The sequence below is a fragment of the Cupriavidus sp. 05T41 genome, from assembly GCF_056396525.1.
Window position 1 is genome coordinate 23,234 of sequence record NZ_JBFTLQ010000009.1, and the last position, 14,745, is coordinate 37,978.

Genomic DNA, 14,745 nt, shown 5'->3' on the forward strand with positions numbered 1-14,745 from the left:
TTTTTTACATCCGTATGGCACACCTCTCCCCAGGCCGTCAAACAGCCTGCCCTGCCTGCCTGCTGCCTGCGAGAGACCTGCCTACCAGCGATAGCGCGCGCCCAAGGTGCCGCCCGGACTGCGGCCGGCCTTCAGCTTGAGCCATAACTTGACGCCACCGTTGGTGCTGCCGTGCGCGCCCACATTGAGCGACAGCAGGCCACGCAGCATGTCGGGATCGATGCGCGTGCCATTGATATTGATGACCTGCTTGCGGTCCTGCCATAGATCCGCTTCGACAAAGGGATAGATGCCGTTGGCGCCGGTGAGCCGCGTGGGCTGGGTGCGGTACAGCCGCACCATCACCTCGGCGGCGCTGGCATCGCCTGGCTGGACACCGAGGAAGCCAGAGCCACCCCTGTCGGCGCCGGACTGGTAGGCGATCTGCACGCGTGGCTGGATCGTGAGGCCGCCGGCCTGCGGCAGCACGGTATCCAGCGCCAGCGCCAGGCTCTGCACGCGGTTGCCGACATAGCCAGTAGCGCTCGTGACATCGTCCAGGTGCAGCGATACCGCGGGCCGCGCGKGTCTTGGAGCGGGCTCCGTGTAGACGATGCCGGCGGCCGCGGCCAGCGGGCCGGGCGCATCGTTGTAGGCAGTGGAAGGCGGCCCGGATGAGAGCGCCACGGCGGGCCGGCCCCAGCCGCCGAGCGAGGCCGCCAGGCTGGGCTGGGCGGCAGTGGCGCCTGCCGGCAATTCCGTGGGGACTGCGGCTGACGCGCCCGACTGCTCGTCCGACGCGGCAGGCTTCATGACAACCACCACCACGACAGCTTCGTTGCTGGCTACCTGGGTGGGTGATTCGGATTCGAACGGATCCCAGGCGAGGCCGGCGCCGCCGCCGGCCGGGCGTTCTTCGGCCTGCGCCAGCGTGGCGACAAGGAAGGCAAGTACGGAGCAACAGCGCAGGCAGCAGGCATGAGGATGGAGATGGGACACGCTCGTGCAATGCCCGGAAGCAGCGCTGCCCGCACCGCCTCCTGTGCTGCTCGGAGATGACACGCCCCTGGCCATGACTGCACCCCTGGCTCGAAAAAAGCTACGACTTTCGCTTGAGCATAGGTCAAAGCCGGCGCAAGCGTTAGGATCTGCACGCTTACCTTCGTGCGGCGCCGCACGACCTGGGTTTCGGCGGCCGGGCCTGCGCGCCCGGGGCCGGCAGTTGCACCGGTCGCGGGATGGCATCGCCACGGCTTTCGCCACCCCGATGCCGCGCCACAAAGGACGCGCCATAAAAAAAAGGCCGCTGCGTAAGCAACGGCCTTTTTTATCGAGTCTTGGTGCCCAGAAGAGGACTCGAACCTCCACAGTRTTGCCACCGCTAGGACCTGAACCTAGTGCGTCTACCAATTTCGCCATCTGGGCTTCGTTTTGCTGCCTGAATTGCTGCAGCGCTGCGAAGAATTGAATTATGCCGAGTGCGGAATATCCTGTCAACTGCCCCTCGGTACTTTCTTTCAAGAACGCGTCTTGCCCCGGGTGGCGCGCGCGGTCATGGCTGGAAGCACACCTGCCCTGGCCGGCCGGCCAGATGCAACGTGGCGGTAGCCGGGCGCGTGCTGGCCACCACCTTGCCGCCGCGCAGCACCAGCAACCGCGTGGCGCGCAGCCGGATCGCCTCCACCGGATCGCGCGCCTGCAGCAACACAAGGTCGGCACGGCAACCGGGCGCGATACCGTAGCCTTCCAGGCCCAGGATGCCGGCAGGTGTCTTCGTGACCGCATCGAAACAGGCGCGCATGGCATCCTGCCCGGTCATCTGCGCCACGTGCAGGCCCATGTGCGCCACCTCCAGCATGTCGCCGGAGCCCAGCCCGTACCACGGGTCCATCACGCAATCGTGGCCGAAGGCAACCGGCACGCCCGCGGCCATCAGTTCCGGCACCCGGGTCATGCCACGGCGCTTCGGGTAGGTATCGTGCCGGCCCTGCAGCGTGATATTGATCAGCGGGTTGGCGATGGCGGCCACGCCGGCTTCGCGCATCAGCGGGATCAGCTTGGACACGTAGTAGTTGTCCATCGAGTGCATCGAGGTCAGGTGCGAGCCGGTGACCCGGCCCTGCATCCCCAGGCGCACCGACTGCGCCGCCAGCGTTTCGACATGGCGCGACAAGGGATCGTCGCTCTCGTCGCAATGCATGTCCACGCGCAGGCCGCGCTCGCAGGCCAGTTCACACAGGATGCGCACGGATTCCGCGCCATCGGCCATGGTGCGCTCGAAATGCGGAATACCGCCGACCACATCCACGCCCATGTCGAGCGCCCGCCTGAGGTTGTCGAGCGCGCCAGGCGCGCGCAGCACGCCGTCCTGCGGAAACGCCACCAGTTGCAGGTCCAGGTAGGGCTTGACCCTCTCGCGCACGTGCAGCAGCGCCTCGGTGGCGAGCAGGCGCGGGTCGCAAACATCCACGTGCGAGCGGATCGCCAGCAGCCCCTTGGCCACGGCCCAGTCGCAATAGGCGAGCGCGCGCTCGACGATGGCCTCCTGCGTCAGCAGCGGCTTGAGTTCGCCCCATAGCGCAATGCCCTCCAGCAAGGTGCCGGACTGGTTGATGCGCGGCTTGCCGTAGGACAGCGTGGAATCCATGTGGAAATGCGCATCGACGAAGGGGGGCGTCACCAGTTGGCCGGCAGCGTCGACCTCGGTGGCCGCGTGCGCCGTGAGGGCCGGCTCCGCGGCCTTGATACGATCGCCGGCGATGCCGATATCGATGCCGGTGCGCCCATCCGGGAGCGAGCAGTTGCGCAGGATCAGGTCGAGCATGATGGGCTCTTTTTCTTKGTGTTTCCGTGTGGATCAGCGTTCGCCCTTGCGATAGGGCTTCATCAGCGCCTGCGGATAGGTGGCGCGCCGCGCCACCAGCACCAGCGCGAGAATCGACAGTACATAGGGCAGCATCAGGTAGAGCTGGTAGGGCAGCGGCGGCAGCCCGGGCAGGCTGGCACCGCTTTGCTGCAGGCGCAGCTGCAACGCATCGAATGCCGCGAACAGCAAGGCGCCCGCCAGCGCCCGGCCGGGACGCCACGAGGCGAACACCACCAGCGCCACGCAGATCCAGCCGCGGCCGTTGATCATATTGAAGAAGAACGCATTGAAGGCCGACAGCGTGAKGAAAGCACCGCCCACCGCCATCAGCGCCGAGCCGGCCATCACCGCGCCGATGCGCATGGCGCCCACGCGGATGCCCTGCCCTTCGGCCGCGGCGGGATTCTCGCCCACCATGCGCACCGCCAGCCCGAGCGGCGTGCGATAGAGCAGCCAGGCCACCAGCGGCACCAGCGCCAGCGCCAGCAAGGTCAGCGCCGTTTCCTCGCCGAGCACCGGGCCGAGCAACCCGCCCAGCAACGGCACCTCCGCCATCCAGCGCATCGGCCCGAAGGGCGTGATGGTCGGCGGCGTGGACACCGAGGCAAAGCCGAGCCGGTAGGCGTAGTAGGACAGGCTGGTGGCCAGCATCGTCACGCCGAGCCCGGCCACGTGCTGCGACAGCGCCAGGCTCACCGTGAGCCAGCCGTGCAGCAGGCCGAACACCAGCCCCACGCCCGCCGCGGCAGCCACCCCGCCCCACAGCGGCATGCCGTGGTAGACGGCCAGCCAGCCGCCGAAGGCGCCCGCCACCATGATCCCCTCGATGCCGAGGTTGAGCACGCCGGCGCGCTCGCACAGCAGCACGCCGAGCGTGCCGAAGATGAGCGGCGTGGCCACGCGCAGCACCGCGATCCAGAATGGCGCGGCAGCCAGGATATCGAGCAGTTCCATCAGGCCACCTTGCGCACGGCGTCGAAGCGGATGCGGTAACGGGTKAGCATGGTCGCCACCAGCATGGCCAGCAGGGCCACCGCCACGATCACGTCGGCAATCGCGTTGGGCACGCCCACGGCGCGGCTCATGCCGTCGGCTCCGACCAGCACGCCGGCCACGAAGACCGAGGCCGCCACCACGCCGAGCGGATGCAGCGCGGCCAGCATGGCGATCACCACGCCCGCGTAGCCGTAGCCAGGCGAGATATCGAGCGTGAGATAGCTGGTGCGGCCCGCCACCTCGATCACGCCCGCCAGCCCTGCCAGCGCGCCCGACAGCAGCGCCGTCCACATCGTCACGCGCCGCACCGGCACCCCGACGAAGGCCGCGGCGCGCGCGTTGGCSCCCACCGCGCGCATCTGCATGCCAAACACCGTGAAGCGGTTGACCGCCCACAGGATCACCGCCAGCGCGCACGCCAGCAGCAAGCCGCTGTGCACGCGCGTGCGCTCCATCAGCTTCGACAGTTCCAGCTCCGGCACCAGCGGCACGGATTGGGGCCAGCCCATCGCCATGGCGTCCTTCATCGGCCCGTCCAGCATCATCGACACAAGCAGCAGCACGATGAAGTTGCCCAGCAAGGTGGTCACCACCTCGTCCACGCCGAGCCGCGTCTTGAGCCACGCGGCGCCGAGCAGGAGCAAGGCGCCCGCCAGCATGCCCGCCCCCACCATCAGCGCGAAGTGCACGCCGGCCGGAAGCTGCTGGGCCCACGGCGCGGCCGCGCCGTCGACCTGCCCGCCCACCGCCACCGCCGCCAGCGCGCCGAGATAGAGCTGCCCTTCCGCGCCGATGTTGAACAGGCGGGCGCGAAACGCCACCGCTACCGACAGCCCCGTGAGGATCAGGGGCGTGGCGCGCGTCAGCGTTTCCGACCACGCGAAGCGCGAGCCGAAGCCACCCTCGAGCAACAGCGCATAGGCGCGCCCCACCGGTGCGCCGGCCCAGCGCACCAGCACGGCGCAGATCAGCAAGGTGGCGGCGATGGCGATCACGGGCGCGGCCAGCATGGCGACACGCGAGACGCCGGTCCGGGGTTCAAGCCGCATGCAGCGTCTCCCCATGCGCGCCCGCGCCAGCGGCATCGCCCGCGCCGGCCATCGCCAGGCCGAGCTCGCCCAGCGTCCAGGCAGCCGTCGGGCGGGCCGGCGTGAGGCGCCCGGCATGCATCACCGCGATGCGGTCMGCGAGCGCGTGGAGTTCGTCGAGGTCCTCCGAGATCAGCAGCACGGCCGCGCCTTCGCGCGCCGCGTCGAGCAGGCGGGCGCGCACATAGGCCACCGCGCCGATGTCGAGCCCCCAGGTGGGCTGGCTGGCCACCACCAGCAGCGGCGCCTTGCCCTCCCCGCGCACCGAGAGCGCACGGCCCAGGATCAGCTTCTGCATATTGCCGCCGGACATGGTGCGCGCCGGCACGTCGATGCCGGCCGTGCGCACGTCGAAACGGGCCACCAGCTCGCGCGCGAAGCGTTGCGCCGCMGCGCGGCGGATCACGCCGGCCCGTGAAAAATGCGGCTGGCCAAGCTGTTCGCTGGCTGCGTTCTCCCATACCGCCAGATCGCCGACGACGCCAACCGCATGCCGGTCCTCCGGCACGCGCGCCACCCCCGCGCCGATCCACGCAGCGGGCCGCGCCGGCATGGGCTTGCCGGCCAGGGTGACGCCACCTTCCGATGCGGCGAGKGTACCGCTKAGCAGCTCGGCCAGTGCGGCCTGCCCGTTGCCGGACACGCCCGCGATGCCGACGATCTCCCCTGCGCGCACCTGGAGGCTGAGCTGGCTGAGCAGTGCGCGCCCGTCCGCCGCGCGCGCGCCGGCCTGCCGCAACGCCAGCACCACGTCKGCTTCGTCCGCGCCGCCTTCCAGTGGCACCCGCTCCGGCATGGACACCACGCGGCCCACCATCAGCTCGGCCAGTTCGGCCTTGCTGGTTTGCGCGGCGGCGCGCTGCGCCACCAGCCGCCCGCCGCGCAGTACGGCGATGCGGTCCGAGACGCGCAGCACTTCGTCGAGCTTGTGGCTGATGAAGATCACCGACAAGCCCTCCGCGATCAATTGCGCCAGCGTGGCGAACAGCGTCTCGGCCTCGTGCGGCGTCAGTACCGCGGTGGGCTCGTCCAGGATCAGCACGCGCGCGCCGCGGTACAGCGCCTTGACGATCTCCACGCGCTGACGCTCGCCCACCGACAGCTCGCCCACGCGCGCGCCCGGCCGCACGCCCAGGCCGAAACGCTGCGCCAGCGTCAGCACCTTCTCGCGCGCGGCGCGYCGCTCCAGCCGCCAGTGCCACAGCGGCTGCGTGCCGAGCAGGATGTTGTCCAGCACCGAAAGGTTGTCGGCCAGCGTGAAATGCTGGTGCACCATGCCGATGCCCGCCGCCAGCGCGGCGCGCGGCTGGCCGGGCGGCAGGCGCTGGCCATCGACCTCGACCGTGCCCGCATCGGCCACGTAGTGCCCGAACAGGATGCTGACCAGCGTGCTCTTGCCAGCGCCGTTCTCCCCCAGCAGGGCCAGCACCTCGCCACGCTGCAGATCGAGCGAGATATCGTCGTTGGCCAGCAGCGTGCCGAAGCGCTTGGTGATGCCGCTCAGGCGCAGGATGGGGGTGGTCATGGGCGATGGATGAATATCAGGTCGGGCATTGAAAGCAGGGACGGCCCGCTCCCCTCTCCCACCCGGCCGGAGAGGGAAGCAGGCAAGGGCAGCCCATTGAAAGCGCCCTCACTGCGACGACTTCGGCTCCGTCTCGACCACCTTGACCGCGAACTTGCCGTCGAGAATCGCCTTCTCCCTGGCCTTGACCTTGCCMATCACGTCGCCCGGCACCTTGCCCTCGAAGGTGCCCAGCGGCGCCAGCTCGGCGCCCTTGAACTTCATCAGGGAGTAMKGGCCGTAGTCCTCGTTCTTGAACTGGCCGGMCTTGACCTTKGCSAGCGCSGCGCCMAYCGTSGGCTCCATGTTCCACAGCGCCGARGCCACCACSGTGGCMKGRTAYTGCGGCTGGGTGTTGATGACGTTGCCGATGGCCAGCTTGCCTTTTTCCTTGGCGGCGTCCGAGACGCCGAAGCGTTCGGCGTAGAGCACGTCCGCGCCCTTGTCGATCATGGCGAAGGCGGCTTCCTTGGCCTTGGGCGGGTCGAACCACGAACCGATGAAGCTGACCGTGAACTTCACCTTGGGATTGACCTCGCGCGCGCCTTCCATGAAGGCATGCATCAGCCGGTTCACTTCGGGGATGGCGTAGCCGCCGACCATGCCGATATGGTTGGTCTTGGTCATGCCGCCCGCGATCATGCCGGTGAGGTAGGAAGGCTCCTGGATATAGTTGTCGAACACCGAGAAATTGGGCGCCTGCGGCTTGCCGGAGGAACCCATCAGGAAGGCGATCTTMGGGTAGTMCTTGGCCACCTTGCGCGCCGCCGCTTCCACGGCGAACGACTCGCCCAGGATCAGCGCCGAGCCCTGCTCSGCRTACTGGCGCAGCACGCGYTCRTAGTCGGCRTTSGASACGCTYTCCGAGAACACGTAGTCGATCTCGCCGCGCGCCTTGGCCTCGTTGAGCGCCTTGTGGATGCGCGACACCCACTGCTGCTCCACAGGCACGGTGTAGACCGCCGCGACTTTCACCTTGGCCTGCGCCATGGCTGGCTGCATGCCGGCGAGCGTGCCTGCGCCGGCCATGGCCGCCGCGAACTTCAACCAGGTCCTGCGCTTGCCCTCAAACCTCATGGCTTTCTCCCCTTGTTGACAACTTCATGGCCAGGCCGGCCGGTTCCAGCCCGCAACCGCGCAGCAGCAGCCGCACCAGGTGGTCGGTGGCCTGTTCGAAATCGCGCTGGCCCAGGTGGCTCACCMCGAGCACGGCGCATACCTGCGACTCAAAATCGGCATAGGTCTGGGTCGCGGCCCAGATCGTGAAGAACAGGTGCCAAGKGTCCACGCTGGCCATTTCGCCGCGCGCGATCMATTCCTTGATCACGCTMGCCTTGCGCGTCACCAGCGCGCGCAGCGCGCCGCTGAGCACGTCACGGATCTCCGGCGCGCMATGCAGCAGCTCATTGGCAAACACGCGCGAGGCATCGGGGTGGCTGGCGGACAGCCGCATCTTGGCGCGGATGTACTGCTCCAGCGCCACCTGCKGGCGCTGCCCGGCGGCGATGATGTCGGTTTCCGAAAGCCACAGCGCCAGCGTATGCGCCAGCACCGCGCGGTACAGGGCCTGCTTGGTGCGGAAGTAGTAGTGGAGGTTGGACTTCGGCACGCCGGCCTGCGTGGCAATCTCGGCCATGGTGGCGCCGGCAAAGCCGGCACGCGCAAACACGTATTCGGCGGCGCGCAGGATCAGCGCCTCGTTCTCCTGGCGAATGCGCCCGCCCGCCGCTTCCTGCTGTGGCGGGAAGCATGGCGGCGGCGCCGTGGCCGGCGCGCCCATCAGCGCGTGCCGTAGAGCCTGTCGCCGGCGTCGCCCAGGCCGGGAACGATGTAGCCGTGCTCGTTGAGCTCCTCGTCGATCGCCGCCGTGACGATGGCCACGTCGGGATGCGCCGCCTGCAACGCGCGCAAACCCGGGCGCGAGGCRATCAGGCACACGTACTTGAGCGTGCTCACGCCSGCCTCCTTGAGMCGGTTSAGCGCSGCGATGGCSGARTTGCCGGTGGCCAGCATCGGGTCSACCACGATCACCAGCCGCTCGCGGATATCCTCCGGCATCTTGAAGTAGTACTCGATCGGCTCCAGCGTCTCCGGATCGCGGTACAGGCCGATATGGCCCACGCGCGCGGCCGGMAGCAGGTCCAGCATGCCGTCAAGGAAACCGTTGCCGGCCCGCAGGATGGACACCAGGCACAGCTTCTTGCCCGACAGCACCGGCGACTCCATCGGCGCGATCGGGGTCTTGATGGCGATGGTCTCCATCGCCAGGTCGCGCGTGGCTTCGTAGGTCAGCAACTGGCTGATCTCGCGGACCAGCCGGCGGAAATTGTCCGTGGTGGTGTCTTCGCTGCGGACCAGCGTGACCTTGTGCTGCACAAGCGGATGGTCCACCACCATCACCGATGGCGTGACAGGCGGTACAGCGGAAAGATCGGTCATGTTGCGCTCCTCGGGAGGCGAATCGCAAAGGGGTACCGCCGCGCGCCCCCTGGAGGGCGCGCGGCGCGCAGGCTAGAACACCGTGCCGTCGCTGTCGATGGCGAAAGGCGGCGGGCCGCCGGGCCTGCGCTTGGCGGCAATGCGGCGCCCCGCCGCCCAGGTGCCGCCTTCGAGCACGCGCGCCAGCGGAAAATCGGCGGCTGACAGCCCGAGCGCCTCGCGCACCGAGGCGGCCACCAGGTCCAGGCCGGTGACCGTGAGCGCGCGCCATTCCACGATGACCGGCTCGTCCACCGTGTGCGTCACCGAGGCGAAGGCCGGGTCGCGCGGCACCATCAGCTCGAAATCGAACAGCAGGCCGCCGTTGCGGTATTCGGGCAGGCCGGTGAGCGCTTCCAGCCCGGTGACGGTCAGCCCGGCGTCCTCCAGCGGTTCGAGCAACGAGTACGTCAGCCACTGCGTGAGCTTGTGGAACGGCACCAGGCCGTCGGCGCAGGCCGGGTGATGCCAGCAGTCGCCCAGCGAGACGCCCTCCAGCATGACGCGCCCCGGCCATACCGGACCCAGCGCCACCAGCAGCGTGCTCAGCACGAAGCCGGCCTCGATGTGACCGTCGACGGCACTCGCCTTGAGGTAGTCGTACAGGTTGCCAAGTCGCGCCGGCGTGCCGAACACGGCCGGCGTGGCCTGCGCCACCTCGCCGAGCCGGCGCAGCAGCCCGGCCCGGCCTTCCAGGCCGACCAGCGGATTGTGCTGCGCCACCTGGAACGCGGTRGCGATGGAAGAGGCGTCGATACGCATCAGGCGTTCGGCATCGGCGCGCAACGGCTGGCCGGGTTGGGCGGAGAATCCGCCGCGCGCGAACAGGTCGAAGCTCGCCACGCCCAGGCCTTCCGAGCGGGTCAGCGAGAGATCGCTGGCCGGGTCGCGATAGCGCCAGTCCGGGCCCGCGCCCGCATCCAGCAGCACGCTCGGGATCACCAGGTCGATGCCGATGCGGGCGCGCTCCTCGCGATCGGCCTCGCCGGACAGCCCGCCGCGCTCGCACAGGATCTGCCAGCGGTCCAGTTTCTCGCCCGCGCCGCTCTCGAAATGGCGCCAGCGGCTGTGATAAGGCACGTTCAGGTCCGGATAGCGCTGGCGGATAGTGGCCGCCACGTAGTCCGCCACCGCGGCGATGCGGTCCGGGTGCCAGGTAAACAGTTCGGAGGCGCCCGCCGCCACGTGCTCGGTGACGGTGGCGCAGTGCGCGCGCACCGCCTGCCCGGTCAGCAGCGCCGCGGCCGGATGCCCGGCGGGCACCGGGCTGGCCCAGCCGCCGCCGTCGCTGGCGGGTTGGGTGAAGGCATCGGACGGGCCGCCCGGCACGCCCGCTTCAGGTGTCTGGTTCATTCGTTCAGTCCTCTACCCTTTGCCAGTGCAAGTTCTTCCGCATCCGGCGGGGTATAGCTCGTGAAGTAGCCAGCCGCTACCTTGGCGTCGATTTCCACGCGGGCGTCGGCCGGAATCAGCGCATCGGGGATCGCCACCTGCTCGACCACCTCGATACCCTGGGCGGTCAGCGCCCCGTGCTTCATATTGCTCATCGAGGCCCAGCGGTCGATGCGCTTGATGCCGAGCCAGTGGAAAACGTCGGGCATGAGTTCCTGGAAACGCATGTCCTGCACGCCGGCCACGCATTCCGTGCGCGCKAAATAGGTCTCGGCGCGGTCGCCGCCGACCTGGCGCTTGCGAGCGTTGTAGACCAGGAACTTGGTGACTTCGCCCAGCKCGCGGCCTTCCTTGCGGTTGTAGACCACCAGGCCCACTCCGCCCTGTTGCGCCATCTCGATGCACACCTCGATGCCATGCGCCAGATAGGGCCGGCAAGTGCAGATATCGGAGCCGAACACGTCGGAGCCGTTGCATTCGTCGTGCACACGGCAGGCCACCTTGGTCTCGGGCTTGCCGAGCTGGCTGACATCGCCGAAGAAGTACAACGTCATGCCGCCGATGGGCGGCAGGAACACCTTGAGGTCCGCCCKCGTCACCAGTTCGGGGAACATGCCGCTGGTCTGCTCGAACAAGGCACGGCGCAGCGCGCTTTCCTTGATATCGAAGCGCCGCGCCAGGCCCGGCAGGTACCAGACCGGGTCGATCGCGGCCTTGGTCACGCGCACGTCGCCGTTGGCGTGGAGGATCCGGCCGTCCGGCACCAGGCGCCCTGCCGCGATGGCGCCCGCCAGTTCGGGCATATTGATATGGGCGCGGGTAACGGCAATCGAGGGCCGGATATCGATGCCCGCCGCGATCCGGTCTGCAAAGGCGGTGGAGACCAGGTGGCCCCAGGGATCCATGGAAACGATCTTGTCCGGGTCGGCCCACTGTGGATGCGGGCCGATGGGTTCGGCCGGCGCGGTATCGGTCAGGTCAGCCCGGTGATCGCGCTGCAGCCGGCCCGAGGCGACCGCCAGTGCGCGATACACCGCATAGGCGCCCGAGTGGGTGCCGATCACGTTGCGCTGGTCGGGATTGGTCAGGCTGGCGATCACGGGACCGCGCTCCGCGGCGCTGGCGGCCCCCCAGTGAATGGGCTCCGCCGGCTTGTCGCGGCGTGCGTGCGAGGTCAGGACGATATGATCGGACATGGCAGCCTCGGAACAGGAATCCTGACCAAACGGTCAGGTTTACAGTTTCATAGTAGGCAACCTTCATGCCATATCCCAATGCTMGTTTTTACCCTGTGTTGCGCGGCCAACAATGCCGCACCTTGACCAGGCGCACCGCAGCCGTGCGGTGGCATGCCCGCACGCTGCCGGATCGCGGTGCACAGGCACCAAGTGAAAGCGGCGCCAGGCTGTTCAGGCCTGGCGCCGCAGTTGGCATGCGTCTGCTTGCGATGCGCCGGAAAACCGGCGGGCCGCTCAGGTCGACTGCTGCCGCCCGGCAGGCTGGCGCCGCGGCGCTTCGGCGCGGGCCGGCCACACCGCCTGGCGCAGGGCCCGCAGCGGCGTCCCGCTCTCCACATAACGGTAGAACAGCGCGCCGGCCGCGTTGCTCAGCACCCACGCGGCAACCATGCCAAGTGCATTGAGCACGGGCTGGTGCGGCGCAAGATGGGATACCACGGCGTTGACTACCAGGCACACCGGGAAGTGCACCAGGAAAACCGAGTAGGAAATGCGGCCGAAGAACGCCAGCACATTGGCGCGCGGCCAGTGCTCCAGCCAGCCGCCACGACGCGCCATGCCCAGCAGCAAGGCCACCGCAAGGGCCACTGCGATACGCAGGCGGAAGTCCACGATCAGCGCGGCCAGCACCGCCGCGCCCAGCACCATCAGCGCCACCGGCGAACGCTCCGGCTCGGACGCCCAGAACGCCAGCGTACCCATGCCATAGGCGCCGAAGAAATAGATCGCCCACACATCCCACGCGGCATCACGGTTGAACCAGAACAGCGACGCCAGCGCCAGCCCCGCCACCAGTGGCATGCCGAACACGGCGCCCTCCACGTCGAACCACCTTGCGCACCGGCGCGCCAGCCACAGCGCCGCGATCAGCAAGGCAAACAGCTGCAGGTCGATGGCGACGTACCAGACGCCGGCCGATAGCGCATCGAAATCCAGCACGTTATGCAGCAGCAGCACATGCGCCAGGAACTGGTGCAGGCCCGGCGCGCCGGGAATCGAATCGTGATGCATCCAGGTGCGCGCGATGGCTGCACCGGCAATGGCGATGAGGATGGCCGCGGTATAAGGCACCACCAGTTTCTGGTAGCGCCGCCAGATCGCAAGCAAGGGATGCGGCACCATCAGATGACCGCCGGGCGCCAGGCTGCGCGCCGCGAGGAATCCGCTGATGACAAGGAAGGCCTGTACGGCAATGCGCGCGTATTGGGAGAACCAGTCGAGCAGATCGGGCGCCAGCACGTGGGCCACGTCGGACATCGGGCCGTAGAAGGCAAGATGGTGCAGCACGATCAGTTGCGAGCTGATCGCCTTGAGTGCGTCAACGCACGCCATGCGCGAAGGACGGGGGCTCATTGTTATAAGAATGCTACAAAGTACACAAGAGCGTGATTCTACTCCTATGCGGCCAAGGCGATCCGCGGCGGCGCCAGATAGTTATCAATACGGCACTTATTCGGCTATTTACGCATGTAATATGTCGTTAAGAACACATTTTCTCTCAGGCGCGCCGGCCCGAGACCCAGAAAAGCAAGGCCGYCGCCAGTAGCGACACCCAGTAATCCGTCGGCGCGCCGGCCAGCCAGTGGATATGCCAGGGCACGAATTCTGGCGCGAAGCGCGCCACGCCATACGCCGGATTGAGCACGAACCAGAGAAAATCCTCGGTGATCCAGAACACCATGATGCAGGCGATCACACGGGCTTCCGCCCGCCAGTTCCAGCGACCGGCAAACAGCAGCGGGAAATGGAAGAACAGGGCCACGCAGGGAAATACCCAGGCGTGATAGCCGGTCATCGGGCGACCGCCCCAGAAGATATCCAGCAGCCAGTGATGCTCGATGCGCCAGGTGGGCAGGTTGGCGGCCCAGCCGGCAGCGCCTTCGATCTGGATCTCGACATTGGCAAAGAAGTACGCCAGCAGCAAGGTCCAGCCGATGATCAGCAGCAGCACCAGCGGGTGCCGCGACGGAAATGCCTGCGCATGCCGCTGCGGGCCAGACAGGTTCAGGKAGCGCATCAGCCTGCCTCCGCCGGCAGCGGCGCGCGGTCTTGCCGGCCAGGCAATTGCGCCAGCACGGTCTGCAGCACGCGCCGGGCCGCCGCAGGCTGGCCCAGCGAGCGAGCCCGCTCCCGCATCGCGTCCAGCCGGGCCGGTTCGGCCAGCAGCAGGCGCACACGGTATTCGAGCGAGACCAGGTCCACGGCCTTGAGCGCAGCGCCCTGCTCCAGCAGATAGTCCGCGTTGCGCTCCTCCTGTCCCGGGATCGGCGCATTGACGACCATCGGCACGCCCATGGCCAGGCATTCGGAGGTGGTCAGCCCGCCGGGCTTGGTGATGACGAGGTCAGAGCAGGCCATCAGCCGTTCCACCTCATTGGTGAATCCGAATGGAAACAGCCGGCCGGGATGCGCGCCCGCCAGCGTCCTGAGGCGATTCAATGCGGCCTCGTTGCGCCCGGCCAGCACGATCAACTGGAAATCGTCGCCCAGCCGCATCAGCGCGTCGGCGGCTTCGTCCAGGCCGCCGAGGCCGGCGCCGCCCCCCATCAGCATGATGGTGCGCCGCGCCGGGTCCAGGCCAAAATGCGCGGCGCAAGCGTGCCGGTCCTGCGGCTGGGTGAAGGCCGGCACCACCGGGATACCGGTGGTATGGATGCGCCCCGCCTCGATGCGGCTGGCCCGCATGCGAAAGGCGATTTCCTCGCTGGCGGCGAAGTAGCCCGTCATATGGGGAATCACCCACATGCMATGCAGGTCGAAATCGGTCACCWGCAYCCACACCGGCACGGCCAGTCGCTGGCGGCGCACTTCATGCATCAGGATCTCGGCCGGCAGGAAGTGCGTGCAGACGATGGCGTCCGGCGCGAATTCGTMGATCGCCCGGCGCAGCGCGCGCGTGCTGAGGCGCTCCGCGGCCCGCCGCAGTTTCTGCATGGGCGCGGCGGGATCGGCCTCCGAGGTATGCTGGTACAGCATGCCCCACAAGGCCGGATAGCTGTTGACCAGCTTGATGTAGAGGTCCGTGTAGAGCTTGCGGAAGGTGGCGGGCACGTACGCCATCACATCGAGATGCAGGGTCCGCACCTCGGGGAATTCGGCCTGCGCCGTCAGCCTCAGGGCCTCGGCGGCACGCATGTGCCCGGC

Annotated in this window: 13 protein-coding genes and 1 tRNA gene; all 14 read right to left on the reverse strand. The window is 68.2% G+C overall.

The annotated features are described in order from the left end of the window. Positions 1 to 81: 81 nt before the first annotated feature. On the reverse strand, positions 82 to 978 hold the full coding sequence (locus tag AC1DKV_RS07475) for a hypothetical protein (protein WP_477137528.1): 897 nt from the start codon (positions 976 to 978) through the stop codon (positions 82 to 84). A 339-nt stretch (positions 979 to 1,317) separates the two neighbouring features. Then, a tRNA-Leu gene (locus AC1DKV_RS07480) sits at positions 1,318 to 1,404 on the reverse strand. A gap of 127 nt (positions 1,405 to 1,531) precedes the next feature. Next, the gene (locus AC1DKV_RS07485) at positions 1,532 to 2,803 is read right to left on the reverse strand and encodes an amidohydrolase family protein (protein ID WP_441643247.1); all 1,272 of its coding nucleotides are present in this window, start codon (positions 2,801 to 2,803) and stop codon (positions 1,532 to 1,534) included. 33 nt (positions 2,804 to 2,836) lie between these two features. Then, on the reverse strand, positions 2,837 to 3,799 hold the full coding sequence (locus AC1DKV_RS07490; protein WP_477137529.1) for an ABC transporter permease: 963 nt from the start codon (positions 3,797 to 3,799) through the stop codon (positions 2,837 to 2,839). Then, positions 3,799 to 4,890, reverse strand: a complete 1,092-nt coding sequence (locus AC1DKV_RS07495) for an ABC transporter permease (RefSeq protein ID WP_441616912.1) — start codon at positions 4,888 to 4,890, stop codon at positions 3,799 to 3,801. Before AC1DKV_RS07495 ends, AC1DKV_RS07490 begins: the two co-directional genes overlap by 1 nt. After that, positions 4,880 to 6,454, reverse strand: a complete 1,575-nt coding sequence (locus AC1DKV_RS07500; protein ID WP_441616914.1) for an ABC transporter ATP-binding protein — start codon at positions 6,452 to 6,454, stop codon at positions 4,880 to 4,882. The genes AC1DKV_RS07495 and AC1DKV_RS07500 overlap by 11 nt, the downstream gene beginning before the upstream one ends. A gap of 108 nt (positions 6,455 to 6,562) precedes the next feature. After that, positions 6,563 to 7,570 (reverse strand): BMP family protein, encoded by a 1,008-nt coding sequence (locus tag AC1DKV_RS07505; protein WP_477137530.1) that lies wholly within the window; start codon positions 7,568 to 7,570, stop codon positions 6,563 to 6,565. Continuing rightward, entirely contained in the window at positions 7,560 to 8,273 is a 714-nt protein-coding gene (locus tag AC1DKV_RS07510; RefSeq protein ID WP_477137531.1) for a TetR family transcriptional regulator C-terminal domain-containing protein, read from the reverse strand. The genes AC1DKV_RS07505 and AC1DKV_RS07510 overlap by 11 nt, the downstream gene beginning before the upstream one ends. After that, the gene (gene upp / locus AC1DKV_RS07515; RefSeq protein WP_441616919.1) at positions 8,273 to 8,932 is read right to left on the reverse strand and encodes a uracil phosphoribosyltransferase; all 660 of its coding nucleotides are present in this window, start codon (positions 8,930 to 8,932) and stop codon (positions 8,273 to 8,275) included. Before upp ends, AC1DKV_RS07510 begins: the two co-directional genes overlap by 1 nt. 72 nt (positions 8,933 to 9,004) lie before the next feature. Then, positions 9,005 to 10,324, reverse strand: coding sequence for a URC4/urg3 family protein (locus tag AC1DKV_RS07520; RefSeq protein WP_441616921.1), 1,320 nt, complete (start codon positions 10,322 to 10,324; stop codon positions 9,005 to 9,007). After that, a complete protein-coding gene (locus AC1DKV_RS07525; protein ID WP_477137532.1) occupies positions 10,321 to 11,559 on the reverse strand; it encodes a GTP cyclohydrolase II in 1,239 nt (412 codons plus the stop codon). Before AC1DKV_RS07525 ends, AC1DKV_RS07520 begins: the two co-directional genes overlap by 4 nt. Before the next feature lie 276 nt (positions 11,560 to 11,835). Further along, a complete protein-coding gene (locus AC1DKV_RS07530) occupies positions 11,836 to 12,954 on the reverse strand; it encodes an acyltransferase family protein (protein ID WP_441616925.1) in 1,119 nt (372 codons plus the stop codon). Between the two features lie 145 nt (positions 12,955 to 13,099). After that, positions 13,100 to 13,618, reverse strand: coding sequence for a hypothetical protein (locus AC1DKV_RS07535; RefSeq protein ID WP_477137533.1), 519 nt, complete (start codon positions 13,616 to 13,618; stop codon positions 13,100 to 13,102). Continuing rightward, complete coding sequence (locus AC1DKV_RS07540; RefSeq protein WP_477137580.1) at positions 13,618 to 14,736, reverse strand: MGDG synthase family glycosyltransferase; 1,119 nt, start codon at positions 14,734 to 14,736, stop codon at positions 13,618 to 13,620. Before AC1DKV_RS07540 ends, AC1DKV_RS07535 begins: the two co-directional genes overlap by 1 nt. Positions 14,737 to 14,745 lie beyond the last annotated feature (9 nt).